The organism is Rhizobium sp. 0TCS1.26 (assembly GCF_050455525.1).
Classification (GTDB): Bacteria; Pseudomonadota; Alphaproteobacteria; order Rhizobiales; family Rhizobiaceae; genus Neorhizobium.
Genome location: NZ_JBCIYV010000004.1, coordinates 335,514 through 360,745, shown reverse-complemented (window position 1 = coordinate 360,745; position 25,232 = coordinate 335,514). Strand labels below are relative to the sequence as shown.

Annotated in this window: 23 protein-coding genes and 1 riboswitch; of the genes, 9 read left to right on the top strand and 14 right to left on the bottom strand. The window is 66.8% G+C overall.

Annotated elements, in window-relative coordinates; all coding sequences use genetic code 11:
• The first annotated feature begins 37 nt into the window (after positions 1-37).
• Complete coding sequence (locus AAIH46_RS19465; RefSeq protein WP_430307708.1) at positions 38-1,195, top strand: cobalt-precorrin-5B (C(1))-methyltransferase; 1,158 nt, start codon at positions 38-40, stop codon at positions 1,193-1,195.
• Here the strand turns inward: AAIH46_RS19465 and cobM are convergent.
• The 3 genes from cobM to cbiE are packed head-to-tail and all read right to left on the bottom strand — an operon-like array spanning position 1,138 to position 3,556.
• On the bottom strand, positions 1,138-1,923 hold the full coding sequence (cobM, locus tag AAIH46_RS19460; protein WP_430307707.1) for a precorrin-4 C(11)-methyltransferase: 786 nt from the start codon (positions 1,921-1,923) through the stop codon (positions 1,138-1,140). The genes AAIH46_RS19465 and cobM overlap by 58 nt on opposite strands.
• The gene (locus AAIH46_RS19455; protein WP_430307706.1) at positions 1,920-2,306 is read right to left on the bottom strand and encodes a cobalamin biosynthesis protein; all 387 of its coding nucleotides are present in this window, start codon (positions 2,304-2,306) and stop codon (positions 1,920-1,922) included. Before AAIH46_RS19455 ends, cobM begins: the two co-directional genes overlap by 4 nt.
• Positions 2,303-3,556 (bottom strand): precorrin-6y C5,15-methyltransferase (decarboxylating) subunit CbiE, encoded by a 1,254-nt coding sequence (gene cbiE / locus AAIH46_RS19450; RefSeq protein WP_430307705.1) that lies wholly within the window; start codon positions 3,554-3,556, stop codon positions 2,303-2,305. The genes AAIH46_RS19455 and cbiE overlap by 4 nt, the downstream gene beginning before the upstream one ends.
• Here cbiE and AAIH46_RS19445 point away from each other — a divergent pair.
• Positions 3,555-4,319 (top strand): cobalt-precorrin-6A reductase, encoded by a 765-nt coding sequence (locus tag AAIH46_RS19445; RefSeq protein WP_430307704.1) that lies wholly within the window; start codon positions 3,555-3,557, stop codon positions 4,317-4,319. The two genes, cbiE and AAIH46_RS19445, sit on opposite strands and share 2 nt — an antisense overlap.
• Here AAIH46_RS19445 and AAIH46_RS19440 read toward each other — a convergent pair.
• Genes AAIH46_RS19440 through AAIH46_RS19410 form a run of 7 tightly spaced genes read right to left on the bottom strand, consistent with a single transcriptional unit; the run spans position 4,289 to position 12,591 of the window.
• The gene (locus AAIH46_RS19440; RefSeq protein WP_430307703.1) at positions 4,289-5,047 is read right to left on the bottom strand and encodes a precorrin-3B C(17)-methyltransferase; all 759 of its coding nucleotides are present in this window, start codon (positions 5,045-5,047) and stop codon (positions 4,289-4,291) included. The two genes, AAIH46_RS19445 and AAIH46_RS19440, sit on opposite strands and share 31 nt — an antisense overlap.
• Complete coding sequence (locus AAIH46_RS19435; RefSeq protein ID WP_430307702.1) at positions 5,044-5,781, bottom strand: precorrin-2 C(20)-methyltransferase; 738 nt, start codon at positions 5,779-5,781, stop codon at positions 5,044-5,046. The genes AAIH46_RS19440 and AAIH46_RS19435 overlap by 4 nt, the downstream gene beginning before the upstream one ends.
• On the bottom strand, positions 5,778-6,410 hold the full coding sequence (locus AAIH46_RS19430; RefSeq protein ID WP_430307701.1) for a precorrin-8X methylmutase: 633 nt from the start codon (positions 6,408-6,410) through the stop codon (positions 5,778-5,780). The genes AAIH46_RS19435 and AAIH46_RS19430 overlap by 4 nt, the downstream gene beginning before the upstream one ends.
• On the bottom strand, positions 6,407-7,771 hold the full coding sequence (gene cobG, locus AAIH46_RS19425) for a precorrin-3B synthase (RefSeq protein ID WP_430307700.1): 1,365 nt from the start codon (positions 7,769-7,771) through the stop codon (positions 6,407-6,409). Before cobG ends, AAIH46_RS19430 begins: the two co-directional genes overlap by 4 nt.
• Positions 7,768-11,139 carry a cobaltochelatase subunit CobN gene (gene cobN / locus AAIH46_RS19420; protein WP_430307699.1) on the bottom strand — a complete coding sequence of 1,124 codons (3,372 nt, stop codon included), beginning with the start codon at positions 11,137-11,139 and terminating at the stop codon, positions 7,768-7,770. The genes cobG and cobN overlap by 4 nt, the downstream gene beginning before the upstream one ends.
• Positions 11,139-12,176: a cobalamin biosynthesis protein CobW gene (gene cobW, locus AAIH46_RS19415; protein ID WP_430307698.1), complete on the bottom strand. Its 1,038-nt coding sequence runs from the start codon at positions 12,174-12,176 to the stop codon at positions 11,139-11,141. The genes cobN and cobW overlap by 1 nt, the downstream gene beginning before the upstream one ends.
• Positions 12,177-12,186: 10 nt before the next feature.
• Entirely contained in the window at positions 12,187-12,591 is a 405-nt protein-coding gene (locus tag AAIH46_RS19410; RefSeq protein WP_430307697.1) for a DUF1636 family protein, read from the bottom strand.
• Between the two features lie 114 nt (positions 12,592-12,705).
• Positions 12,706-12,929: riboswitch (cobalamin riboswitch) on the bottom strand.
• 105 nt (positions 12,930-13,034) lie between these two features.
• Between AAIH46_RS19410 and cobO the strand changes: the two genes are divergently transcribed.
• Positions 13,035-13,649 (top strand): cob(I)yrinic acid a,c-diamide adenosyltransferase, encoded by a 615-nt coding sequence (cobO, locus tag AAIH46_RS19405; protein ID WP_430307696.1) that lies wholly within the window; start codon positions 13,035-13,037, stop codon positions 13,647-13,649.
• 11 nt (positions 13,650-13,660) lie between these two features.
• On the top strand, positions 13,661-15,121 hold the full coding sequence (locus AAIH46_RS19400) for a cobyric acid synthase (protein WP_430307764.1): 1,461 nt from the start codon (positions 13,661-13,663) through the stop codon (positions 15,119-15,121).
• On the opposite strand, the gene cbiB is transcribed toward AAIH46_RS19400, so the two are convergent.
• Positions 15,105-16,076: an adenosylcobinamide-phosphate synthase CbiB gene (gene cbiB, locus AAIH46_RS19395; protein WP_430307695.1), complete on the bottom strand. Its 972-nt coding sequence runs from the start codon at positions 16,074-16,076 to the stop codon at positions 15,105-15,107. The two genes, AAIH46_RS19400 and cbiB, sit on opposite strands and share 17 nt — an antisense overlap.
• Between cbiB and cobD the strand changes: the two genes are divergently transcribed.
• Together cobD and AAIH46_RS19385 are read left to right on the top strand one after the other, a co-directional pair.
• A complete protein-coding gene (gene cobD, locus AAIH46_RS19390) occupies positions 16,075-17,121 on the top strand; it encodes a threonine-phosphate decarboxylase CobD (RefSeq protein WP_430307694.1) in 1,047 nt (348 codons plus the stop codon). The genes cbiB and cobD overlap by 2 nt on opposite strands.
• An 81-nt stretch (positions 17,122-17,202) precedes the next feature.
• Positions 17,203-18,642, top strand: coding sequence for a M20 family metallopeptidase (locus AAIH46_RS19385; protein WP_430307693.1), 1,440 nt, complete (start codon positions 17,203-17,205; stop codon positions 18,640-18,642).
• A 7-nt stretch (positions 18,643-18,649) separates the two neighbouring features.
• Here AAIH46_RS19385 and AAIH46_RS19380 read toward each other — a convergent pair whose 3' ends face one another.
• The gene (locus AAIH46_RS19380) at positions 18,650-19,765 is read right to left on the bottom strand and encodes a methyl-accepting chemotaxis protein (protein WP_430307692.1); all 1,116 of its coding nucleotides are present in this window, start codon (positions 19,763-19,765) and stop codon (positions 18,650-18,652) included.
• 190 nt (positions 19,766-19,955) lie between these two features.
• Here AAIH46_RS19380 and cls point away from each other — a divergent pair, with 190 nt between their 5' ends.
• Positions 19,956-21,416 carry a cardiolipin synthase gene (gene cls, locus AAIH46_RS19375; RefSeq protein ID WP_430307691.1) on the top strand — a complete coding sequence of 487 codons (1,461 nt, stop codon included), beginning with the start codon at positions 19,956-19,958 and terminating at the stop codon, positions 21,414-21,416.
• Between the two features lie 42 nt (positions 21,417-21,458).
• Entirely contained in the window at positions 21,459-22,322 is an 864-nt protein-coding gene (locus AAIH46_RS19370; RefSeq protein WP_430307690.1) for an endonuclease/exonuclease/phosphatase family protein, read from the top strand.
• Here the strand turns inward: AAIH46_RS19370 and AAIH46_RS19365 are convergent.
• Complete coding sequence (locus tag AAIH46_RS19365; protein ID WP_430307689.1) at positions 22,300-23,439, bottom strand: NAD(P)/FAD-dependent oxidoreductase; 1,140 nt, start codon at positions 23,437-23,439, stop codon at positions 22,300-22,302. The two genes, AAIH46_RS19370 and AAIH46_RS19365, sit on opposite strands and share 23 nt — an antisense overlap.
• Before the next feature lie 170 nt (positions 23,440-23,609).
• On the opposite strand from AAIH46_RS19365, the gene AAIH46_RS19360 reads away from it, so the two are divergent.
• Positions 23,610-23,759: a hypothetical protein gene (locus AAIH46_RS19360; protein ID WP_430307688.1), complete on the top strand. Its 150-nt coding sequence runs from the start codon at positions 23,610-23,612 to the stop codon at positions 23,757-23,759.
• Between the two features lie 74 nt (positions 23,760-23,833).
• Here AAIH46_RS19360 and AAIH46_RS19355 read toward each other — a convergent pair whose 3' ends face one another.
• Entirely contained in the window at positions 23,834-24,997 is a 1,164-nt protein-coding gene (locus AAIH46_RS19355) for a M20 aminoacylase family protein (RefSeq protein WP_430307687.1), read from the bottom strand.
• Between the last annotated feature and the right edge of the window lie 235 nt (positions 24,998-25,232).

Sequence of the window (25,232 nt, the reverse complement as noted above, 5' to 3'; positions counted from 1 at the left end):
GGTGACGGACGATGCGCTCACCGGTATAGAAACAATCATGGAAGCGGAAAGCAACGAAGCCGAAAGCAAGGACCTGCGCCGTGGCTGGACGACAGGCGCCTGTGCTGCGGCCGCGACCAAGGCGGCCTGCCTGGCGCTGACAGGCCAGGGCTTCCCCGATCTGGTCGAGATCACGCTGCCCGGCGGCCAGCGTCCCGGCTTCACGCTGGCGCTGGAAGAAACGGGTGAGGGTTTTGCCCGCGCCGGTATCGTCAAGGATGCCGGCGACGATCCGGACGTCACGCACGGCGCGCTGATCGTCAGCACCGTCCGCCGGGGAGTGCCGGGTGCCGGCATCCGGTTCCTCGCCGGCGAAGGCGTCGGCATGGTCACCCGTCCCGGCCTTCCGATCGCGCCCGGCGAGCCGGCCATCAACCCGATGCCCCGCCAGATGATCGCCGAGGCTATCGCAGAAGTGGCAGGCGGCGCCACGGATTTCGATGTCGAGATTTCCGTGCCCGGCGGAGAGATCCTGGCGCAGAAAACGCTGAACGGTCGGCTCGGCATCGTCGGTGGCCTGTCCATCCTTGGCACGACGGGTATCGTCATCCCGTTTTCCTGCTCGGCCTGGATCCATTCCATCTGGCGCGGCATCGACGTGGCGCGTGCCTCCGGCCTCACCCATGTGGCGGGTGCCACCGGGATGACCTCCGAACAGGCCGTTCAGGCGCATCACCGGCTGCCCGAAACCGCCTTGATCGACATGGGCGATTTCGTCGGCGGCATGCTCAAATACCTGCGCCGGCACCCGGTCGAGCGCATCACCATTGCCGGCGGCGTGGCCAAGATCACCAAGCTGGCGCAGGGCATGCTGGACGTGCATTCGAAGCGTGGCCTGGCGGATCTCGAGGCGCTGGCGAAACTGGCCGGCGAGGCGGGGGCGAGCGAACGTCTCACAGCGGAGATCCGCACGGCCAATACGGTGGCGCTTGCCTTCCAGATGGCGGCGCACGACGGCGTACCGCTCGGCGACAGCATCGCCGCACTTGCCTGGCAGACGGCCGCGAGCGCCCTGCGCAGCCACGACATCGCGCTCGAGATCCTGATCTTCGACCGCGATGGCAGGCTGGTTGGCGAAGCGCCGTTCACGCCGTCCGATCATCCCTCGTCCTTGCTCCCGCTCACGTCCTTCGGCGACCGGAACCGGCGCACGTAGTCGGTGCTGTAGAGAGCGCTCTCCCGAAAATCTTCCGCCTGAAGCCCCGGCCCGACGAAGATCAGGGCGGTGCGCTCGATCGGGTCGTCATTTACCTTCGCGGCGATATCGGCAAGCGTGCCGCGCACGATCTTCTCGTCCGGCCAACTGGCCTTGACGACGATCGCCACCGGGCAATTGGCGCCGTAGAACGGCACGAGGTCCTCGACGATACGCTCCAGCGCGTGGATCGCCAGATGGATGGCGAGCGTCGATCCGGTGGCGGCGAAGTTCTTCAGCGTCTCCTTCTCCGGCATCTTAGAGGCGCGACCGGAAATGCGGGTCAGTACGAGGCTCTGCGCCACTTCCGGGATGGTCAGTTCGCGTTTCAGTGCCGCCGCCGCTGCCGCAAACGAAGGCACGCCCGGCGTCAGCGTGTAATCGATGCCGAGGCGATCCAGCCGGCGCATCTGTTCGGCGACCGCGCTCCAGACGGAAAGATCACCGGAATGCAGTCGCGCCACGTCCTCGCCGGCCTGTTCGGCACGGAGATATTCCGCCTCGATCTCGTCCAGCGACAGCGATGCCGTGTCGATCACGCGGGCGCCCGGCGGGCAGTAGTCGATCAGTTCGCGCGGCACGATCGAGCCGGCAAACAGGCAGACGGGGCAGCGAGCGATGAGATCACGACCGCGCACGGTGATGAGGTCGGCCGCACCCGGGCCGGCGCCGATGAAATGAACCGTCATGCCGCATCCTCGGTGATGGCGATGGCGCAGGTGACGCCGTCGGCCACGTAACGTGGCCCCAGCAGCGTCGCCGTCGCGCCGGCCGCCGCCAGAACCGCCGCTTCGCAGAAGCTCGGGATGCCCACATGCGCGACGCTGTGCGGCGAGAGCGTCAGCGTGCGCGGCGATGCTGCCTGCATGTCCGGCTCGGAGACGACGGTTAAGTCGATTCCCAGCTGGCGGGCGGCTTCCAGGAGCCCGCCTTCGGCCGCCTTCTGTGGGCCGGTTGCCAGGATCTGCGGGCGGCTTCCCGTTCTGCCGCTCGCGGTCATTGCCGCCTCAAGTACGGCCAGGATTGTCTCGGCGCTGGTGCCCTTGCGGCACCCGATCCCCGCAGCGATCATCTCGGCAACTCCATCTTCGTGTAACTCCATTGGGTGACCGGCATTGCCGAACGCCAGCCGGTCATGCGGCCCACCGGCTCGGCACGGTCGACCGAGATGCGCGTCAACGTTCCGCCGAACTCGGCCTGCGCCGCCAGCAGCACGCGCTCCATCTCCAGCGTCACGGCATTGGCAACCAGCCGGCCGCCGACTTTCAGCGCCGTCATCGCCGCTTCCAGCACGCCGTCGCCACTGCCACCACCACCGATGAAGATCGCATCCGGGGTCGGCAGGCCGGCCAGCGCGTCCGGCGCCCGGCCTTCGACAAGCCGCAGGCCCGGCACACCGAAGTTTCCGGCGTTTCGACGCGCGCGCTCGGCACGCTCGGCATGCTGCTCGATCGCGATGGCGCGCATCGACGGGTGAGCGAGCATCCACTCGATGCCGATCGAACCGGAGCCGGCGCCGATATCCCACAGCAGTTCGCCACGCCGGGGGGACAGTGCGGCCAGCGTCATGGCGCGGATCTCGCGCTTGGTGATCTGTCCGTCGTGCTCGAACAGATCGTCGGGAAGCCCGAAGCCGAGCGGCAGGACGCGGGCCTTGCGGTCGGCCTCCACCTCCAGCGCGACGATGTTCAGCGGATCGATGTCGTCAAATGCGAAGTCGAGCGCTGTCATCGTGCGCATGCGTTCCTTCAGACCGCCCAGCGCCTCCAGGATCGTGAGCCGACTAAGTCCGAAGCCGCTGCCGGTGAGCAACGCTGCCAGCGCAGCCGGGCTTTCGGCATCGGAGGTCAGCGCCAGCAGCTTGCGGCCGGGATGCAGGAGAGGGCGGATCAGGTCCAGCGACCGGCCGTGCAGCGACACCGTCTCGATCTCCTGCAGGGCCCAGCCCAGACGGGAGGCGGCCAGCGAGAAGGCGGACGGGGCCGGGAATGCGACGAACTCGCCGGGTTGCAGATGGCGGGCAAGCGTCACGCCGACGCCGAAGAAGAACGGATCGCCCGAGGCCAGCACGCAGACTTTTCGCCCGCGCAGGGCAAGAACGTCCTGCATGGCGGGATCGAAAGGCTGCGGCCAGGCACGTGCGTCGCCGGTGATCGCCCCGGCTGCAAGATCGAGATGCCGGCGGCCGCCGAAGACTATCTCTGCCCCGGAAATCGCCCGTTTGGCGTTGTCGCCAAGCCCGGCCAGACCATCCTCGCCGATGCCGGTGATGGACAACCAGGGGGCTTGCGCTACAAGAGGTCCGGGCAGATCAGGAGCCATGGTGCGACACTCCATTCTCATTCTCGGCGGCACCACCGAAGCGCGGCAGATCGCCGAACGGCTGATGGCGATGAACCGGTTCCGGCTGGAACTGTCGCTCGCCGGTCGCACCCGCCAGCCGGCCGAGCAGCCGGTTCCGGTGCGGGTTGGCGGGTTCGGCGGCGCAGAGGGTCTCGCCGGCTATCTCGCTGCCGGCAAGGTCGACCTGCTGATCGACGCGACGCATCCCTATGCGGCGCGGATTTCCGCCAACGCTGCAAAGGCTTCGTCGATCTCCGGCGTGTCCCTTGTCGCGCTGCGCCGTCCCGGCTGGGAGCGGCAGGCGGGCGACCGATGGACCGAGGTGGAGAGTGTCGAACAGGCGGTTGCCGCGCTCGGGAGCACGCCGCGCCGTGCCTTCCTGGCGCTCGGCCGGCAGGAACTCCTGCCGTTTGAGGCGGCGCCGCAGCATGTCTATCTGGTGCGCAGCGTCGATCCGGTCGAGCCGCCGCTCGATCTGCCGCAGGTCACGTACCTCATGGCACGCGGACCTTTTCGCGAGGCGGATGAGCGGACGCTTCTTCAGGAAAGCGGCATTGAGGTGATTGTCTGCAAGGATTCCGGCGGTGGGGCGAGCTACGGCAAGATCGCGGCGGCGCGCGACCTGGGGCTGGAGGTCGTGATGATCCGCCGCCCCTTTCTGCCGGATGTGGTCGCGTTCGAAACTGTTGATGCGCTCGCCGATCATGTGGCTCAGGCCTTCCCCCAGGAACGTGGCGAATAGACGAGCGGACGCTGGCCGGGACGTTCGATCAGGCGGGTTTCCACCGAGCCGACGATGATGCAGGTCGACATGTCGGCCATGTCGGCGCGGGCGTCTGCCAGCGCTTCGATTCGGATCTTCTCGTCCGGGCGGCCGGCAGCCCGACCAAAAATCACCGGCACTGTGTCGGGAAGGTGGGCGCGCAGGATGTCGAAGGCCTGATCGAGCTGGTGCGGCCGCGCCTTGCTGACCGGATTGTAGAAGGCCATGACGAAGCCGGCTTCGGCCGCTGCGATCAGGCGTCTTTCGATGATCTCCCAGGGCTTCAGGTTGTCCGACAGCGAGATGGCGCAGAAATCGTGGCCAAGCGGCGCGCCGGCCTTGGCGGCAACGGCCAGCATGGCGGTCAGTCCCGGAACGACGGAAAACTCGACCTCGCGCCATTCGGCCGGCCCGGCCTCCAACGCCTCGCAGACGGCAGCCGCCATGGCGAACACGCCCGGATCGCCGCCGGACACGACGCAGACATCGGCGCCGGTTGCGGCAAGCGTCAGTGCTTGGGCGGCACGCGACATTTCCTCGCGATTGTCGGAGGCGTGGCGGAGCTGGTCGGCACGCAGGTCGAGACGCTCGACATAGGGGCCATAGCCGAAGAAATCGGAGGCCCGTTCGACGGCGGCCAGCGCCTCCGGCGTGATCTGCAACACATTGCCGGGTCCGAGCCCGACGACGGTCAGCGTTCCGGTCATGGCCGATGCTTCCAGCCAGGCACCAGCACCAGCGAGAAATAGGGTGCAGGGGCTTCGTCGCGTTCCGTGAGCGGCATGAACCCGCCATTCGGCATCGTGCCGCGCTCGACGTAGATCGCGCCCTGCAGCTTGCCGACGCTGGCCAGCGCCCGGCGGATCTTCGGCAGGTTGCGGCCGACCTTCATGATCACTGCGCCGTCGGTGCCGGCCAGCCGTTCAGCCAGCCTCTCCTCCGGCAGCGTGCCCGGCAGGACGCTCAGGATGTCGTCGCCCTGAACCAGCGGCATGTTGGCCATCGACCAGCAGCCGGACATCGCCGTGACGCCCGGAATGACCTCGGCCGGGAAATGCGGCGCAAGCCGCAGGTGCAGATGCATGTAGGACCCGTAGAACAGCGGATCGCCTTCGCTGAGCACCGCGACGTTGCGGCCGGCCTGCAGATGAAGAGCAATGGCTGCGGCAGACTGGTCAAAGAAGCCGTCGATCGCCCGCTTGTAGCTGTCGGTCTCCTTCTCCTCCTCGACGGTCACCGGGTAGACGAGCGGCAGCTCGATCACGTCGGCGCGCATATGGCCGTCGACGATCGTGCGGCCATTGCCGCGCGATCCGCGCTTGCAGAAGAACGCCAGCACGTCGGCGCCGTTCAGCGCCTTCACGGCCTTCAGCGTCAGGAGTTCCGGATCACCGGGACCTGTGCCGACGCCAAAAACCTTGCCGGGCAGGATATCGCTCACAGGCCGGTCCTCGCCAATGCGTTGACGGCGGCTGCGGTCATCGCTGAGCCGCCCATGCGGCCCCGGACGATCGCGTAAGGGATCATGTGCAGGCTTTCGGCCAGAGCTTCCTTGCTTTCGGCGGCGCCGACGAAGCCGACCGGCATGCCGATGATGGCGGCGGGCTTCGGGCATCCGCGGTCGAGCATTTCGAGCAGGTAGAAGAGTGCAGTGGGTGCATTGCCGATCGCAACCAAGGCGCCCTCCAGCCGGTCGGCCCACAGTTCCAGCGCCACTGCCGAGCGGGTGTTGCCGACACGCCTGGCGATCTCCGGCACCTGCGGATCGCGCAGCGTGCAGACGACCTCGTTTCCGGCCGGCAGGCGGGCGCGCGTCACGCCGTGGGCGACCATCTGCGCATCGCAGAGAACCGGCTTTCCGGCAAGGAGAGCGCCGCGCGCCGCGGTAACGAAGCCCGGCGAAAAGCGGAAGTGCGCTGCGGCTTCCACCAGTCCGCAGGCATGGATCATCCGGATCGCCACATCCGCCTCGTCGGGCGCGAATGCGGAGAGATCGGCTTCCTCGCGGATGATGGCAAAGGATTTCGCATAGATCGCGTCGCCGTCGCGAATGTAGTCGTAGTCGGTCATCGGGTACCTTCAGAAAGCGCCGCAGTGATCCTGGCTGGACCGAGGTGGGCAAGACAGTCGCGGCTCGTTTCGCCGGGCCGGCGCTCGGTCTCCATCAGGGCAGACAGAACAGCCAGTGCCGCAGCTTCGGAGCCGGAGGCCAGCAATTGCAGCGGGGTATCGGTGGTTTTGCCATCGAAGACAAGATGCGTTCCATCGGCCGCGCCGGCGAGCGTCAGCGTCGCCCGGGTGGGATGAGCGCAGCCCTTCTCGCAGCCGGAAAGATGCAGCCGCACGGAGCCATCCAGCAGCGCTGCCGCATTGCGCGCCGCATCCCGGCCCGTCTCATGCGTCGCATAGCGTCCGGATCTGCAGGCGCGGATGCCCGGGCATGCGGAAATCTCCGCGAGCGGATCGCCGGCACGCGTGATGAAGCCCTGCCGCGCGGCATGCTCCACCAACGCCTCGCAGTCTGGGGCGCTTCCGAAGGCGATCAGCGCGTGGTCCGGAGCCGGCCTCAGCCGCGCTATTCCCAGCCGCTCCGCCTCCTGCGCCAGCGCGTGCAGCCGCTCGGCGCCGCATTGGCCGAAGGCCACGGCAATGCGTGCCGCCGCACTTGTTCGAAGATCGAAGGTGCCGAAGGGGGCAGGCACCGACGCTGTCGGTCGGCCCATCGGCGCCGTCACCTGCATCCGCATCTGGGCTGGCAGATCGCCAGCTGCGAGATCACGACCGCGGGCCTTGGTGCCGAGCAGCGCCAGCCGCTCCAGCAGCGCCAGGACGATGCCGGCGGCATCCGCATCCGCCAGCTGGCCGATCAAACGTCCCGTCGCCGCGGTGCCGCCCAGGGTCAGCTGCCAATTGATCGTCCCGCCGCTCCGGAAAGCGCGCAGGCGGATGTCGGCGAGCAGGTGATCAAGGTCGATCCGCCCGCCTCCATCGATGACGACCGACATCTTCGGCGCCAGATGACCGGCCAGTCGACCGGCACCCTCGATGATGGCAGATCCCAGCGGGCGCGGATCGGTCGCCTCGTCCGGATCTTCGCCGGCAAGCGGCGACCACTCCACGGCAAGCCCTTCGCGCAGCGGCAGGTCAAGGCTGCGGACATCGCGCTCGAGTGCCTGCGCGGAAATCTCGGACAGCCCGCGGATCTGCAGGTTGCCGCGGGCGGTGATATCCACCGTCGCATTGCCGTGGCGCTCCGACAGCGTGCAGAGCGACTGGAGCTGCTGCGGCGTCAGATCCTCGGAGAACGCAAGCCGGGTGAGATAACCGTCACCGGTCAGCATAGGCGCATCGAGCGCCGGGCAGGCGCCGCGGGCGAAGGATGAGCGGGCAGCGGGGGCGGCGAGAGGAGAGGTTGGGGAGAGCGCGGTCATGCCCGCTCCCTTTCTCTCGCCATGTCGCGCAGCAGTTCCAGATCGCGATCCACAGAATTGCGGCGCGGTTGCCAGAGGCCGCGACGGCGGGCAGAGATCAGCCGGTCAGCGATGGCGCCGGCAGCTTCCGGGTTCTGGTCGAGCACGAAATCGCGAACCCGTTCGTCGGCGACATAGGCGTCGTAGACGGCGTCGATCAGGCTCTGCGGCACGGCATGCGTGGTCTCGGCAAAGCCGACCAGCCGGTCGACGGTTTCGGCAAATTCGGCCGCTCCGCGCGGCCCGTGGCGCATCTGCCCGTCGATGAAGCGCGGGTTGACGGCGCGCGCCCGCACCACGCGCGTCACGGCCTCGGCAAGCGAGCGGGCGCGGGGGCGGGCCGGGTCGGTGGTGTCCAGCGCGATGATGTCGGCCTTGCCGCCAAGGGCCGCCACGGCTGCGGCGAAACCGCCGATGAAGGCAACGTCGCCTGACCCGTCGAGCAGGTCGCGCCCGGGGTCGTCGCCCGTATGTACGAGCAGATCGGCTGCGCGCACCCGCTCCTCGAAATCGGCGGCAGCGGGCCGTTCCTCGCCCTCCGGCCCACCGAATGCGTGGCTGGTCATGGCGAGATAGGCGCGGCCAAGGTCCTGGCGGTCCTGCCAGTCGCCCGACGCCAGCTGCTCCTCGATGCCGGACCCGTAGGTGCCGGGTGCGGAGCCGAAGATGCGTGGCGGAATGATGCCCGACATCCGTGCGGCCTGGGCCAGCGGATTGTCACCGTCGGCCTCGTGCTCGCGCGCCGCGATGGCGCGAGCGGCGGCGTCCAGTAATGCGATCAGCGACGGGAACATGTCTCGAAACAGCCCGGAAATGCGGAAGGTCACGTCGACGCGCGGGCGACCGAGCACCGCCGGCGGCAGGACCTCGATGCCGGTGACGCGTCCGGTCGCCGGATCCTGCACAGGTCTTGCGCCCATCAGCGCCAGACCCTGCGCCACCTCTTCGCCGCCGCTGCGTAAGGTCGCGCTGCCCCAAAGGTCGATGACCAGGCTTTTCGGCCAGTCGCCGTGGTCCTGCAAGTAGCGCCGGATGATTTCGTCGGCGGCGAGCCGACCGAGCTCGAAGGCCGTCGGCGTCGGCATCGTGCGCGGATCGGAGGCGTAGAGATTGCGGCCGGTCGGCAGCACGTCACGGCGTCCACGGGCCGGCGCGCCGGACGGCCCGGGAGCAATATAGCGACCGTCGAGTGCGGCGATCAGGCTGTCGCGCTCGGCCCGGGCGCTGTCGATCCGCAGCCTGTCGGTTTCCAGGCCGTCTTGCCGTCCGAACACATGCTGGCCGTCCTTGATGGCGAAATCCTTGAGGTCGCAGAGGAACGCGTCGATCCGCGCCAGTGCGGCGTCGGGATCGTCCGTCGGGCGGATCCCGGCCTCCCCGTCCAGGCCGGTTTCTTCCGCCGTCTCGACGATCAGCCGCGCCAGCCGGTCGCGGCGGCGGCGATCCAGCCCGTCGGCCTGCGCATATTCGTCAACCAGCAGTTCGAGCTTCTGCTGCTGCGGCGACAGGCCTGCTGCGGCCAGCATCGGCGGCAGATGGCCGATGGTGAGCGCCGCGATGCGCCGCTTGGCAACCGCCGCCTCGCCGGGATTGGAGACGATGAACGGGTAGATGACCGGCAGATTGCCGGTGACAATCTCCGGAAAGCAGGCGCTGGTCAGCGCAACATTCTTGCCCGGCAGCCATTCCAGCGTCCCGTGGGCGCCGACATGAACGATCGCGTCGCTCCGCATTGCCCTCTGCATCCAGCAGCCGAAGGCGAGCAGCGCGTGGCGTGGCGGGCGGGCCGGATCGTGATAGTCGGTGCGTCGGTCCGCCTCGCGGCCGCGATCCGGCGCGAGCGCCACCGTGGCATTGCCGAAGCGGGCGGCCCGGAAACGGAAACCGTCGCCATCGGATGCTTCGTCGGCTAACGGATCACCCCAGCTGGCGGTGACCGCGTCGCGAGATTCGGCCGGAAGTCCTTCGAAGTAGCCGACATAGGCCGCTGCCGGCAGACGCTCGGCCCCCTTGAGGACCCGGTCCATGAGATCCTTCGCCGTCTCGGGCACTGCAGAGACTGCGTACCCCTCGGCCTGCAACAGCCGCAGCATGTGGAGTACGCTTTCCGGCACGTCCAGTCCGACGGCATAGCCGGTGCGGCCCGCGGCACCCGGATAATCCGGCATCAGGATGGTGATGCGGCGTTTTTCGCGCGGCGTCCCCTGCAGCGTCAGATGTCGTGCGATGCGATCCGCCACGGCCTCGACGCGATCCGGCTCCGGGCGGTTGGCATAGCCGGGAAAGCCGTGGTCGCTCTGCGCTTCACGCGCATCCTTGAACGAGATCACGCCGGCCAGCACACGCCCGTCGAGTTCCGGCAGCACCACATGCATGGCAAGGTCGGAGGGCCCGAGTCCGCGGCGACCTTCCAGCCAGTCCTGCCGCCTCGTCGTCGCGATCACTGCCTGGAAAACCGGCACGCCGAGGACCTCGAACAGCGTCCTGCCGTCAAGGGCTGCATTGCTGGCGAAGGCTGTGGCGGTGACGATGGCGGCGGGCTTCATCTCGGCGAAGCTGTCGCGCAGGAAGGACAGGGTCTGCCGGTCCTTCAGCCCCGGAACGAAGACGGGCAGGGGGGCAAAGCCGCGGGCTTCAAGCGCCTTGGCCAGTGCGTCGATCGGCGCCACGTCGGCTGCGAGCAGCATCGACCGGTAAAACAGCAGCGGCAGGATCTTGCGGCCTTCAAGGCCGCGCAGCGCCTCCGCCTGCGACACGACTCCAAGGCCCGGTCGATAGAAGCCGATCTTCGGCACGCTGACGGCAGAGATGCCGTCGGATGCGTTGCCGAGCGCAAGCCCGCGAAGCTCGTCCGTCAGCCGCTGCAGATTGTCCGGACCGCCTTCGCGGAAGAACGACAGCAGCCGGGCGATCTCGGCCTCGCTCACCGTCGAGGCGGAAGCGAGCCTCTCATCCGTCTCGCTGCATTCGCCCGGCAGCAGCACCAGCGGAATGGCCCGGCTTCTGGCCAGCCGCGATAGTTCATCGACGCCATAGCGCCACCGGTCATAGCCGCCCAGCACCCGCACCAGGATGACGCGCGCGTGGCGCGCCACCTTGTCGATCCACAGGTCCACCGACATCGGGTGCCTTAGGTCGGACAGTTGCGCCAGGCGCAGCGTCAGCCCGTCGATCGTGCTGCGAACCTCAGCCGAAGCCCAGGCGGACGCGATGCCGTTCAGATCGCTGTCGGTAAACGACAGCACCACCACATCGCCCGGCGTCTGGTCGAGGTCGACCGGTTCGATCAGGTCGTCGAGCGACGAGGATGTGGTGGCAAGGATATGCATCAGGCGGCCAGCATCCTCCCGATCCGGTCGGCATCGATGCCCTTCTCGCCGATGATGACCAGGCGCGAGCGGCGATCCTCCCCGTTCGCCCAGGGGCGATCGAAGTAGTGGTTTACGCGTGGGCCGACGGCCTGCACCAGAAGCCGCATCGGCTTGCCGGCAACTTCCACGTAACCCTTGATGCGCAGCACCTTTTCCGCCTCGGTCACCTGGGCGATGCGCAGGCTGAGTGCTTCCGGATCGGCGATCGCCGGAATATCGAGGACAAAACTGTCAAAGTCGTCGTGCTCGTGGTCCAGTTCGCCGTCGTGGTGCGTCTTGCGGTTCTCGATGTCGTCTTCCACCGCAAGGCCGAGGCCGATGAAGATCGCCGGGTCGACGACGCCATTGGCCGCTTCGACGATGCGCACGGCACGCGGCAGGTGGTCGCTGACATGCGCCCGCGCCCGTTCCAGGCCGTCAGCGGACAAAAGGTCGGCCTTGGTCAGGATGACGAGGTCGGCGCAGGCGATCTGGTCTTCGAACACTTCCTCGACCGGGTCGTCGTGATCCAGCGCCTCATCCCCGGCACGCTGCTCGGCGAGCGCCTGCATGTCGTCGGCGACGCGACCCTCGGCCAGCGCCAGACCATCGACGACGGCGATGACGCCGTCCACCGTCACGCGGCTCTTAACGCTCGGCCACTGGAAGGCCTGCACCAGCGGCTTGGGCAGTGCCAGGCCGGAGGTTTCGATGAGGATGTGGTCGACCTTCGGCTGCATCGCCAGAATGCGGTCGATGGCGGGGACGAAATCGTCGGCGACCGTGCAGCAGATGCAGCCATTGGCCAGCTCGATGATGTTGTCTTCCGGGCAGCTCTCGACGCCGCAGCCTTTGAGGATCTCGCCGTCGATCCCGACATCGCCGAACTCGTTGACGATCACCGCCAGCCGCTTGCCTTCCAGGTTCTGCAGGGCATGGCGCAACAGCGTCGTCTTTCCGGCGCCGAGAAAGCCGGTGACGACGGTGCAGGGGATGCGGGTGAGCGAAGAGGTCATGGACGGTCCTTTAAGGCTTCTGATGGGGCGTGAAATCGAGGGGCGGCACGCGGGCGATCATGCCGCGCTTCAGGCTGTCGGGGCGGCCCTTCCAGGGCATCAGGCCGTCCGTCGACCCGGCCAGCAGGCGGGCTCCGGTCAGCAGATCCTCGGCGCTTTCCGTCGTCAGGTCGCCGAAGACGTAGCTCCAGCCGTCAGGGTTGAGAATTGCGGCGCTGAGCCCGCGCTTGCAGTTGGCAAGGCAGGAGACGCCGCGGACCTCGATCCCCGCGGCGGCCAGATCGCGGGTTGCCTCGGCAAGCCGCGACCCGTCGCGCGGCAAGTCAGTGCCGTCTGCGGTGCCGCGGCATGTTTCGCAGACGTGGATCACCACGCGTGCCGGCTCGACCGCCTGCGCCGCGTCGCGTTCGTTCAATTGCCGAGAAAGATCCAAACCGACACCCCAAGCGTGCTTCATGATGGGGCGCACATTCACGGCCACGCGCCGGAATGTCAGGTAACATCCGTGCCGGAGCACCCCGCCCGGCTGGATTCATGATCGTCAACGGCAGGTCTCCTGGCTCGCGGATTGTCGCCCTTGCGCGGCCTTCCCGAAGGTATCCCTCCAGTGGCCTGGTGCGCCGGGTTCCCGCTCGTGGTGGCGGGGGCCGCTTACAGTTGCGGGGGCAGCCGCGGTTTTGGCACTGATGCCGCACCGCGTTCCCTCTTAGCTTTCCCCGTTGCCGGGAAAAGACCGTTGCCATTCCACTATGCGCTTAGGCGCTGATGTGTCAATGGCGGCAGTCGGCCATTGCCGGAGCGGGCGCATCGACTATAGTCCCGCCTCCGCCTCAAAGCCTGCCGACAGGGGAGCCGCACATGAAAGACATCGAGGTCTCGGAGGCCGAGCGCCACAAGCGCAAGATGGAAAACCGCAAGGCCGTCCAGGATGCAGAAGTGGCTTCGAAGACCATCGAGAAGGGCCTGCTGATCGTCAATACCGGACCCGGCAAGGGCAAGTCGACGGCTGCCTTCGGGCTGGCTCTGCGCATGCTCGGCCATGGCCGCAAGGTGGCGGTGGTACAGTTCATCAAGGGCGCCTGGGATACCGGCGAACGGCATGCCATGCAGGCGTTCGGCGACCGGGTGATCTGGCACACGATGGGCGAGGGGTTCACCTGGGACACCCAGGACCTGAAGCGCGACGTCGAGGCCGCCGACCGCGCCTGGGAGAAGGCGCTGGAGGTGATGGCGCAGCCGGAGGTTGGGCTCGTCATCCTCGACGAGTTGAACATCGCGCTGCGCTACGACTATCTGGATCTGGAAAAGGTGGTCGCCGATCTCGTCGCGCGCCGACCGGACCTGCATGTCATCGTTACCGGCCGCAATGCCAAGCCGGCGCTGGTCGAAGCCGCCGACATGGTGACCGAGATGACGCTGGTAAAGCATCACTTCAAGGCTGGTGTGAAGGCGCAAGCCGGGATCGAGTTCTGATGACGGCCGTGGTGACGGCAAGGGCGCTGATGTTCCAGGGCACCGGCTCCGACGTCGGCAAGTCGCTGATCGTCGCCGGCCTGGCGCGGGCGTTCACTCTGCGTGGTCTGCGGGTGGTGCCGTTCAAGCCGCAGAACATGTCCAACAACGCCGCCGTCACCGCCGACGGCGGCGAGATCGGCCGGGCGCAGGCCCTGCAGGCGCGTGCCGCCAGGGTGCCGCTCTCGGTGCACATGAACCCGGTGCTTTTGAAGCCGCAGAGCGATGTCGGCGCCCAGCTGGTGGTTCAGGGCAAGGTCGAGGGGAATGCGAAAGCCGCCGAATACCAGCAGATGAAGGCGGGCCTGATGCCGCGCGTGCTCGACAGCTTCGAGCGGCTGAGGAGCCAGGCGGACCTGGTGCTGGTCGAAGGCGCCGGCAGCGCATCCGAGATCAACCTACGGCGCAACGACATCGCCAATATGGGCTTCGCCCGCGCCGCCGACGTGCCGGTCGTGCTGATCGGCGATATCGACCGCGGCGGCGTGATCGCCAGTATCGCCGGCACCAAGCTGGTGCTGGACGCTGCCGATGCAGCGATGATCCGTGGCTTCATCGTCAACCGCTTCCGCGGCGATCCGGCACTGTTTGCCGAGGGCATGCGGATGATCGAAGGGTTTACCGGCTGGTCGCCGATCGGTCTCTTGCCGCATTTCACTGACGCCGTCCGCCTGCCGGCCGAAGATGCGCTGGCCCTGAATTCGGCACCCGCCGAGAAGGCCGGCGCGAGGATCCGCATCGCCGTGCCGCTGCTGCCGCATGTGTCGAATTTCGACGATCTGGATCCGCTTGACGCCGAGCCGCAGGTGCAGCTGGTTCGGGTCCGGCCCGGCGAGGTGCTGCCGGCAGATGCGGATCTCATCCTGCTGCTGGGATCGAAAGCAACCATCGCCGATCTGCGGGCTCTGAAGAGCGCCGGCTTCGACATCGACATCGCCGTCCACGTGCGGCGCGGCCGGCCGGTGCTCGGACTGTGCGGCGGGTACCAGATGCTTGGCCAGTCGGTCGGCGATCCTGACGGTATCGAGGGACCGGCCGGCGCCGTGGAGACGGGGCTCGGGCTGCTCGACGTGGCGACGCGGCTGACCGGCGAAAAACACCTGGTTGCCGTTGCCGGCGAGACTTCGGACGGTACGTCGTTTGCCGGCTATGAAATGCATGTCGGCGAAACCGACGGTCCCGATCGAGCGCGACCTTTCGGCCGGATCGACGGCACTCGGGAGGGCGCGATATCCGCTTCGGGCCTCGTCAGCGGCACCTATGTCCACGGGTTGTTTTCGAACGATCGGCAGCGGTCCGCCTGGCTGAAGCGGCTGGGTGGAACGTCGAGCCGGCTCGATTACGAGCAGGGTGTCGAAGAGGTGCTCGACCGGCTGGCCGCGCACATGGAGAAGCACCTCGATCTCGACGGGCTGCTCACCCTAGCACGCTGAATCCGTCGGCCAGCAGGCCGAAGAGGATGATCAGCAGCAGGTCGGCGACGCGCGCCAGCGCCAGCGCCCGTCTTATGTCATCGGCAGTCGCCTCGCGGCGCCCGCCTTCGCCCATCATGTGGTCGTCGACCAGCACGCCGTCGTAGACACGCGGGCCGGCAAGTGCCAGCCCCAGCGCACCGGCCATCGCCGCCTCCGGCCAGCCGGCATTCGGCGACTTGTGCTTTCGGGCGTCCCGCCGGACGGCGCCCCATGCGGCCTTCGCCGAGGCGCCGGGCACGATGGCGGCCGCGGCGATGAACAACAGCGCCGTCAGCCGAGAGGCCGGCAGGTTGACGAGGTCGTCGAAGCGGGCGGCGGCCCAGCCGAAGGCGCCGTAGCGGGCGTTCCGGTGGCCGATCATGCTGTCGGCAGTGTTCGTCGCCTTGTAGAGCGCGGCGCCCGGAAGGCCGAGCAGGCCGAGCCAGACGACGGGCGCGGTGATGCCGTCGGAAAAGTTTTCGGCTAGGCTCTCGATCGCCGCACGGCTGACGCCCGCCTCGTCCAGTTGATCGGGATCGCGGCCGACAATCATCGACACGGCCTTGCGCCCGCCGTCCAGGCCGTCGGTCTCGAGCCCCACGGCGACAGCCTTCACATGCGCTTCCAGGCTTTTCTGGGCAATCAGGCTCGACGAGACGATCGCGACGAAGAACAGGCCGAACGGCAACCAGGTGAGGCTTCGCTCAACGATCAGCGAGACGGTGAGCGTCATACCGGCCAGGATCAGGAAGGCGATGACGCCATTGCGGCGCCGATGGTCGAAGGACAGCGACAGGTTGTTGAAGCGCTTCTCCAGTCGCCCGATCAGCGCTCCGATCCACATCACCGGATGGCCGATCCGGGCAACCAGCCATTGCGGATAACCGACAAGCCGTTCAATAAGCAGGGCGAGGAAGGCGAGAGAAAAGGCCATGGATCTCAAACAGGGCAAGCAGGACGGGCAGGCGATCGAGCACGGCGGCAATCTGGCGCGTGCGCAGCAGATGTTTCCGGATGCGCCGACACCGTGGATCGACCTGTCCACCGGCATCAACCCGCACTCCTATCCCTATTCCCCCCCTCCGGCCACCGCTTTTTCCCGGCTGCCGGAGCCCGCCGATCTGGCCTGCCTGAAGGGCGAGGCTGCACGGGCCTATGGCGCGCCGTCGGCTGATCACCTGGCCGCGGCACCCGGCACGCACATCCTGCTGCCGCTGATCATCGAGGCGGTATTCGGACCCTCGGCTGGCGCCGGCAGAACCGCGGCGATCCTGTCGCCCACCTATGCCGAGCATGCGCGCCTCGCCCGTCTCTGCGGCTTCACCGTCAACGAGACCGCCCATTTCGAGGACATGTCGTCGGCCGATCTGGCGATCGTGGTGAACCCCAACAATCCCGATGGCCGACTTTTTGCGCGCGACGATCTGCTTGCTCTGTCGCGTCGCCTGTCGAGCAAGGGTGGCCTGCTGCTGGTCGACGAGGCCTTCATGGAGGTGATCGCCCCATCGCACAGCGTCGTGGATGGCGTGCATGACGGGCTGATCGTGCTGCGCTCGTTCGGCAAGTTCTATGGGCTTGCCGGCGTGCGGCTGGGATTTGCCGTTGCGCCTCAACCGATCGCCGAATGGCTGTCGGCACGGCTCGGACCCTGGGCTATTCCAGGACCGACCTTGCATGTGGGGCGCGAAGCATTTCGCGACCATGCGTGGCAGGCGCAGATGTGCGCGCGTCTGACACAAGATGCAGGCCGCCTGGATGGACTGCTCGCCACCGCCGGCCTCAATGTCTGTGGCGGCACCTCGCTGTTCCGCTATCTGCGCGATCGGCGCGCACAGGCCGTGTTTGAGCATCTGGGACAGGCCGGCATCCTCGTCCGGCGCTTCTCCGAGCATCCGGACGTGCTGCGCATCGGTCTGCCTGGCGTGGACGGCTGGGAGCGCCTTGAAGCGGCACTTTGCGCAAAAATGCGGCATTCCTGATCGCTGCAAGAAAGGTTGGCGTTTGGCTTCGGCTGGAGTAGGGTCGCCGTCGTTTCCGTTATCGCATGCAGGTGAAATTCGATGTCCATGAGCAGCAGCAACCACCCCGAAATCTTCGATGCCGTCGACAGAAAAAGGGAGGTGTTCAAGGAGCTCGCGGACCGCGTCTGGGCGACGCCTGAAACTTGCTACATGGAGGTCGAGTCTGCTGCAGCCCACCGCGAAATGCTGGAGACGCAGGGTTTCACGATCACCCAGAACGTCGCCGGCATTCCGACCGCCTTGATCGGCGAGGCGGGCGAGGGCGGACCGGTCATTGCCTTCCTCGGCGAATATGATGCGCTGGCCGGCCTCAGCCAGAAAGCCGGCACCGCGGATCACGATCCGCTGACGCCGGCCGCCAACGGTCACGGCTGCGGCCACAACCTGCTCGGCTCCGCGTCACTGCTGGCGGCGACCGCGCTCAAGGACTGGCTGGAGGAGACGGGCACTCCGGGACGGGTGCGTTATTATGGCTGCCCGGCCGAAGAAGGCGGTGCCGCCAAGGCATTCATGGTTCGCGCCGGCGCCTTCGAAGACGTCGATGTGGCGATCTGCTGGCATCCGAGCAATTTTGCCGGCGTCCAGCGCGAGACATCGCTCGCCAATTGCCGAATCGATTTCACCTTTTCCGGTCGCGCCTCGCATGCGTCAGCCAGCCCCGAACTTGGCCGCAGCGCGCTCGATGCGGTCGAGCTGATGAATGTCGGCGTCAACTATCTGCGCGAGCACATGCAGCAGGATTGCCGCATCCACTACGCACTTCTGGATGCGGGCGGCATTTCGCCGAACGTCGTGCAGGCGCATGCCAAGGTCCGTTACGTCGTGCGGGCGCCGGAGCTTGCCGGCCTGTTTTCGCTGATCGAGCGTGTGAAGAAGGTTGCCGAGGGCGCGGCACTGATGACCGAGACGAAGATGGAAAACATCGTCCTCTCCGGCGTGTCGAACCTGATCGTCAACACGCCGCTGATGGACACCATGCAGGATATCTGGGAGAGCCTCGGCGCGCCCGATTTCGATGACAAGGACCACGCCTTCGCGCAGGCCATCCGCGATACGCTGACCGCCGAGGATATCGCCGCAAGCTGGGCGCAGGAGCGGCTGGAGGAGCGCGACATCCCGCTTGCAGACTTCATTTTGCCGCGCCACAACGAGGTGCGGCAAATGGGCGGCTCCACCGACGTTTCGGACGTCAGCTGGGTGGTGCCGACGGTGCAGGCCTACGGCCCGACGCTTGCCATCGGCACCCAGCTGCACACGTGGCAGGTCGTCTCGCAGGGCAAGAGCCCGCTGGCCCACAAGGGCATGATCTCGGCTGCCAAGGCGATGGCGGCGACGGGGCTGGCGGCACTGCAGAGCGAGCAGTTGCGCGAGGCCGCCTGGGCGGATCTGAAGCGCCGGCTGAAGGGCCAGACCTATCGCAGCCCGATCCCGGCAGGCACCGAGCCGCCGATTGTCGCCATGGGCGGCCGCCTGAACTGAGGTCGGTCTATCTTGTCGTCCGCTGCTCCAGCTGGCAGCGGATGGCATCGTCGCTCTCGGTTTCCTGAACCACGACACCGCACCATCCGAGCCCGTCGTAATCCTCGTAACCGAGCGTGCGGGCATAGGCGACGATCGCTCCGTCGTCGTTGTAGTAGCTGCCCTTCTGTCGGTCGCCGTCGCGGCGAAGCGCGAAATGAGAGAACAGCTGCTCCGGGCGGTTGCAGGCGATGACCCGGGCGTTCTCGTCGAGCAACATGACCGTCGAACGCTGCGCCTGCTGCTCGGGCAGGTTCGCCTCCTTCTCGACGATCGCGTGGCCCTGGTTCTGCCAGTCGAAATAGACGCCCAGCGTGCCGATCAGCCTGCCATCGCCCGTGCCGCCCTCACGGACGCCGGTGGCGTAGACCAGAACATGGTGACCGTTGTGAAGCGGGCTCTCCTTCACCTCGTCGACGATATAGTCGTCGCCCGACCGGCATTGGGCGGCCTTCTGGAACCACGGATCTCCGGCCAGCGAGCGTCCGGCGATCTTGCGCTGGTGGGCGGGATTGGCAGAGGCGATGATGCGGCCGGAAAGATCGGTGAGGACCAGGTCATGATAGACGGTGTAGAACCGGTTGATCACGCCGAGCCGGCTTGCGGCAAACTCCGATCGCTCCGAACCGGGCTCCTGCAGCGCCTGCCACAGCGCCGGGTCCGTTGCCCACCAGCGGACATCGGCAGTGCGCTCGAAGAGGTTGCGGACGATCAGCTGCACCAGCGTCTGGGCGAGGTCCGTCAGCCGCACGCCCTCCATCTCGTTGACCAGCGCATCGGCCATCAGCTGGCCGACGCCGATGCGTCCCAGCACGTTGCTCTCGAAGCGGCCGGCGATGTCGGTCGCCACATGCGCAAGACGCTGCACCTCGTTGGCGACCACGGCAAAGCCCTTGCCGGTCTCCCCGGCGCGCGCCGCCTCGATCAGCGCGTTGATGGCCAGAAGCTTGATCTGCTTCACCACATGGGTGTTGTCGGCACTGAAGCGCGAGAGTTCGGTGCTGATACTGCCGGTGACGACGCGCATCGAGCGCGGCGTGGCTGCAACAGTCTGCTGAACAGGCATGCCATGTGCGGTCGTCATGATGACCTCGTTGCAGACGTCGCCGGGAAGGCGGGTCTCTCTGGCCGGCTACTGTGCCTGTTTATGGTTATCAGTCGGTAAATATGTCCGATACCGTACAGTGGCTCCAGATGTCGGGCTGCCATCCCCGTCTCGAACGATGTTCGAAATAGCCGATTGCGGGCTTGGGGCTCCTGCGTATATCTGGGGCATGTTGGATCTCCTGTCGCCCTACTGGCCGCACATCGTCTTTGCCCTGTCGGTGCTGATGGGGGCGACGGCTGCCATCCATGCGGCCATGACCAAGGAAGAGGTACGCTCGGCGATCGGCTGGGTCGGCGTCATCGTGCTGTCGCCACTGATCGGCGCGCTTCTCTACCTGGTGGTCGGCATCAACCGGATCCGGCGTACTGCGGTGTTCAACCAGCGTCTCCTGCGGCAGGGCGATTTCTCCGGCCACATGGCCTCCTTCGATGCCTCGGATGATATCGTCGCGCTGCAGTTCGGCCGGCGGTTCATGGCGATGAAGACGCTGGGCGACCGGGTCGCCCGACGGCTGGTGACGACCGGCAACAGCGTCGCCGTGCTGGATGGCGGCGATGCCGCCTATGCCTCCATGCTGGAGGCGATCGGCAGCGCCCGGCGCAGCATCATCCTCGAAACCTACATCTTCGACCGGGACCGGATCGGCCGGCGGATCGTCAAGGCTCTGTCGGAGGCGGCGTCGCGCGGCGTCGAGGTGCGGGTGCTGATCGATGCCGTCGGTGCCCGCTATTCGGTGCCGAGCGTCCTCGGCATGTTGCGCGACGGCGGCGTGACCGTCGACGTGTTCAACGGCAACGTCATCATGGGGCTGCGCATGCCCTATGCCAATCTGCGCACCCACCGGAAGATCATGGTGGTGGACGGCGCGACGGCGTTTACCGGCGGCATCAATATCCGCGAGGCGTTCTCGCGGGAGTTCACCGGCGACGACTGCGCCATCGACACACATTTCAGGATCACCGGCCCGGCGGTCGCGGATCTGTTCGCCGTGGCTGCCGAAGACTGGCGTTTCGCCAATGGCGAGGTGCTGACACACGAACCCTGGCGGATAGAACCGCCGTCCGGTGAGCCTGGCGAGGCGCTCCTGGCGCGCGTTGTGGCGTCCGGCCCCGACCGCAGCCTCGAGACAAACCACAAGATGCTGATGGGCGCGGTATCCGTCGCCCGCTCGTCGATCAAGATCATTTCGCCCTACTTCCTGCCGGACCGCGAACTGATCAGCGCCATGGCGACGGCAGCGCGACGCGGCGTCGAGGTCGACATCATCGTGCCGGCGTCAAACAATCTGACGCTTGTTGACCGGGCGATGACCGCGCAGTTCGACCAGATCCTCAAGGGCGACTGCCGTATCTGGCGCGCCTCGGGGCCCTTCAACCATTCCAAGCTGATGGTGGTCGACGGACGCTGGGCCTATGTCGGCTCGTCGAACATGGACCCGAGATCGCTGCGCCTCAACTTCGAGGTCGACGTCGAGATTTTCGACAGCGCGTTCGCCGAAGCCCTGGAAGCCCGGTTCGTGAAGGCCCTGGAAAGCTCGGCGCCGGTGCTGCTCGACGTGCTGCGCGCCCGGCCACTGCCGGTGCGGCTGTTCGAACGGATCCTCTGGCTCGGCTCGCCCTATCTTTGATCCGGGACTGGAAGCAGGTCGCCGCCGCGCTATACTGGCATCATGGTTTTCGATCCCACTCGACGGTCCTCTGGACAGAGGCCCAATCTCCCCGCCAGCATCATTTCATCGCTGCGCAATCGCAAGCAACGCGGCCTTGAAGGAAGCGCGGCTTCGGAGCGGGATGCCGCCGCGCTTCTCGTCGCCTCCTACAATGTCCACAAATGCGTCGGGGTCGATGGACGGTTCGATCCGAGCCGCATCGCCAACGTCATCCGCGAGATCGGCCCGGACGTGCTGGCGCTGCAGGAGGCGGACAGCCGGTTCGGCGAACGGCGGGGTCTCCTCGATCTCGGCTGGATGGAGCGCGAGGCGGGGCTGCTGCCGGTGCCGATCGGCGGTGTCAGCAAGGCGCATGGATGGCACGGCAATGTGCTGTTCTTCCGCGAGGGAATAGTGCGCGACGTGCATCCGCTGCGGCTGCCCGGACTTGAGCCGCGCGGCGCGCTGATGACCGAACTGGAGCTGAAGGACGGCACCGTGCTGCGGGTGATTGCCGCCCATCTCGGTCTGCTCAACCGGTCACGTCAGCAGCAGGCCCGGATGATCCTCGACATCTTAAGCTCCCGCGACGACCACCCGACACTGCTGATGGGCGACCTCAACGAATGGCGGCTGGGCGATCGCTCCTCGCTGAATTCGCTGGCAAAGACCTTCCGCGGCATGCCGGCTGCGGTTCCAAGCTTTCCATCGCGGTTGCCGGTGCTGGCGCTCGACCGCATCATGAGCAACCGGCCCGGCCTCATCGATGCGGTGAAGGTGCACGATTCGGCGCTTGCCCGCGTGGCGTCCGATCACCTTCCGATCAAGGCGCTGATCCGGCCGAACATGGCAGACGAGGGCCTCAGCGAGACGGAACGCCGCTAGCGGCCTGGCGACGATCCGGGAGGATCAGGTCAGCCACATGGCCGGCGATGGCGAGCGATGCCGTCAGCCCCGGGCTCTCGATGCCGAACAGGTTGACGAGCCCGGCGACCCCATGAATTTGCGGACCATCGACGCGGAAATCTGCAGCCGGGTCGGCAGGCTCGCTGATCTTCGGACGGATGCCGGAATAGCCCGGCACCAGGGCATCGTCCGGCAGGTCTGGCCAGTAGCGGCGGATCGCCGCGTCGAACCCCGCGCGGCGGGCCGGATCGACGGCGTAGTCGATCGTTTCCACCCATTCGACGTCGGGACCGAAGCGCGCCTGGCCGCCGAGGTCGAGCGTCAGGTGAACGCCCAGACCATGGGCGTGCGGCGCCGGATAGATGAGATGCGTGAACGGCGCCTTGCCTGTCAGCATGAAATAGCTGCCCTTGGCATAGCGCGTCGGCGGGATGTGTTGCGGAGCCAGGCCCTCGATGCTCCCGGCAACCGTTGAGGCGGCAAGGCCTGCGGCGTTGATCAGCATGCGGCAGGAGAGCTCAAGCGGATCGGCTCCACCGGCGCTGACGATGAAACCCTCGGGCTCAATCCGGGCGCTCAGAAGCGGTGCCCGCAGAGCGATCTGTGCGCCGGCATCCTCGGCGTCACCCTGGAGCGCCAGCATGTAGGCGTGGCTGTCGATGATGCCGGTCGAGGGCGACAAGAGGGCGCCGACGCAGGCGAGCGATGGTTCGAGCCGTCGCGCCTCGTCCGCGGACAGCAGGCGCAGATCGGTGCAGCCATTGGCCTCGCCCTTCTGCCTGAGGTTCTCGATCACCGGGAGCTCCTGCTCGGTGGATGCGACAATCAGCTTGCCGCAGCGCCGATGCGCAACACCGTGCGTCTGGCAGAAATCGTACAGCCGTTCGCGTCCTTCCAGGCACAACCGGGCCTTCAGGCTGCCGTGCGGATAGTAGAGCCCGGCATGGATGACTTCGCTGTTGCGCGACGAGGTGCCGGTGCCGATAGCGGTCTCGCCTTCGAGGATCAGGACCGATGCACCCGACAGCGCCAGTTCGCGGGCGCAGGCAAGGCCTATCAAGCCCGCGCCGACGACGACCGCATCGATATCCGCCATACAATCCCTCTCCCACCCGTTCCAGGAAGCACTCTTCCGCTTCCGGTCTGCCGGTCAAGTCGGTTGGAAGAATTTTCCCGAAGTGCTGGTCTCGGTGGAAGATGATCTCTACCAATCGAGTAGAGATGAGTTAACATCTGTGACGTGATTGTGACGCAGGAGGAGCGACAATGACCCATCGACATCAAAGGGTATCGGTACGACGCGACGGTGTTGCAAGCCTTGTCCTCGACCGAGGGGTGCTGCGAACCTGCTACGGGGCGCTCACCGTCGCCGCCTTCGGATTCGTCGGCGCGCTGGTGCTCGGCCTCGTCCACTGAGCGAACGACACTCGATCCTCCTGGAGAAAGCCTTCCGCCGTCGCGGGAGGCTTTTTTATTTGCGTGGAAAGTCCTCAGGCGGGCTTGAGGAAGGTTTCCGCGATTTCCACCCACATCGCCACGCCGATTGGCAGCGCGTCGTCGTTGAAGTCGAAGCGCGGGTGGTGAAGCGGCGGGTCGTTGTCCGTCCGGCCGGTGCCGAGCAGGAAGTAGCTGCCGGGACGTTCGGCGAGCATGAAGGCGAAGTCTTCGCTGCCCATCGACGGCCGCGGCAGGTCGACCACGTTTTCCTGACCGACCACCCGCTGCGCCACGCTGCGCACGAAGTCGGTCTCTGCCGCGTGGTTGATGGTCGGCTCGTAGCCGCGCTCGTAGGTGATCGTGACGCTCATGCCGTAGCTTGCCGCCTGGCCCTCGGCGACTTCCCGGATGCGCTTCTCCAGCATGTCGCGGACCGTCTGGTCGAAAGAGCGGATGGTGATCGCCATCTCCGCCCGTTCGGGAATGACGTTGCTCGCCTTGCCGGCGTTGAAGGCGCCGATCGTCACGACGGCCTGCTCCATCGGGTGCAGGTTGCGCGACACCACGGTCTGCAGCGCCATGATGATGCTGGCGCCGCAGACGATCGGGTCGGAGGCGTCCTGCGGCTCGGCGCCATGTCCGCCGCGACCGTTGACGACGATCAGGCACTCGTCCGCCGCAGCCATGATCGGGCCTTCCTTGACGGCGATCTTGCCGAACGGAAGCGCCGGCTCGTTGTGCAGGCCGAACACCGCGTCGCAGGGGAAACGGTCGAACAGCCCGTCGTCAATCATCAGCTTGGCACCGGCGAAGTTTTCTTCGGCGGGCTGGAAGATCAGATGCACCGTGCCGTCAAAACTACGGCGCTCCGACAGGGATTTCGCCGCGCCGAGCAGCATCGCCGTGTGTCCGTCGTGGCCGCAGGCATGCATCATGCCGGTGTTCAGGCTCGTGTGTTCGGCGCCCGTTTCCTCGGTGATCGGCAGGGCATCGATATCGGCGCGGATGCCGATGGCGCGGGTGCCGGATCCGTTCCTCAGCGTTGCGACGAGGCCGGTCTGGCCAAGGCCACGCGTCACCTCGTAGCCAAGAGCCGTCAGTTGCGCGGCAATGAAATCGGAGGTCTTGAACTCGGAAAGCCCAAGCTCGGGGTGCTGGTGGAGATAGCGGCGCACCGCCACGAGTTCGGGCATGTCATTGGAGAACTGAATCGTCATGGGTCTCACCATTCACAGCGTCTTTGCGCGTTCCGCGCAGTCTTGGCAGGCCGATAGCTCTAGCAGGATAGCCTGGCGCCGGTAAGGGTCTTGCGCAACGCCGGCGAGGGGGCCGTGCGCCGGCACGCCTGCCGGAGGGCCGGAGGGCGTCGATCCGGCGCTTGCCGTGCCATGGAACCAAGTGCAGGCTGGCGCTTTTACGCGCTGAGCGGCGTTCCGCGTCATGCCTTTCATG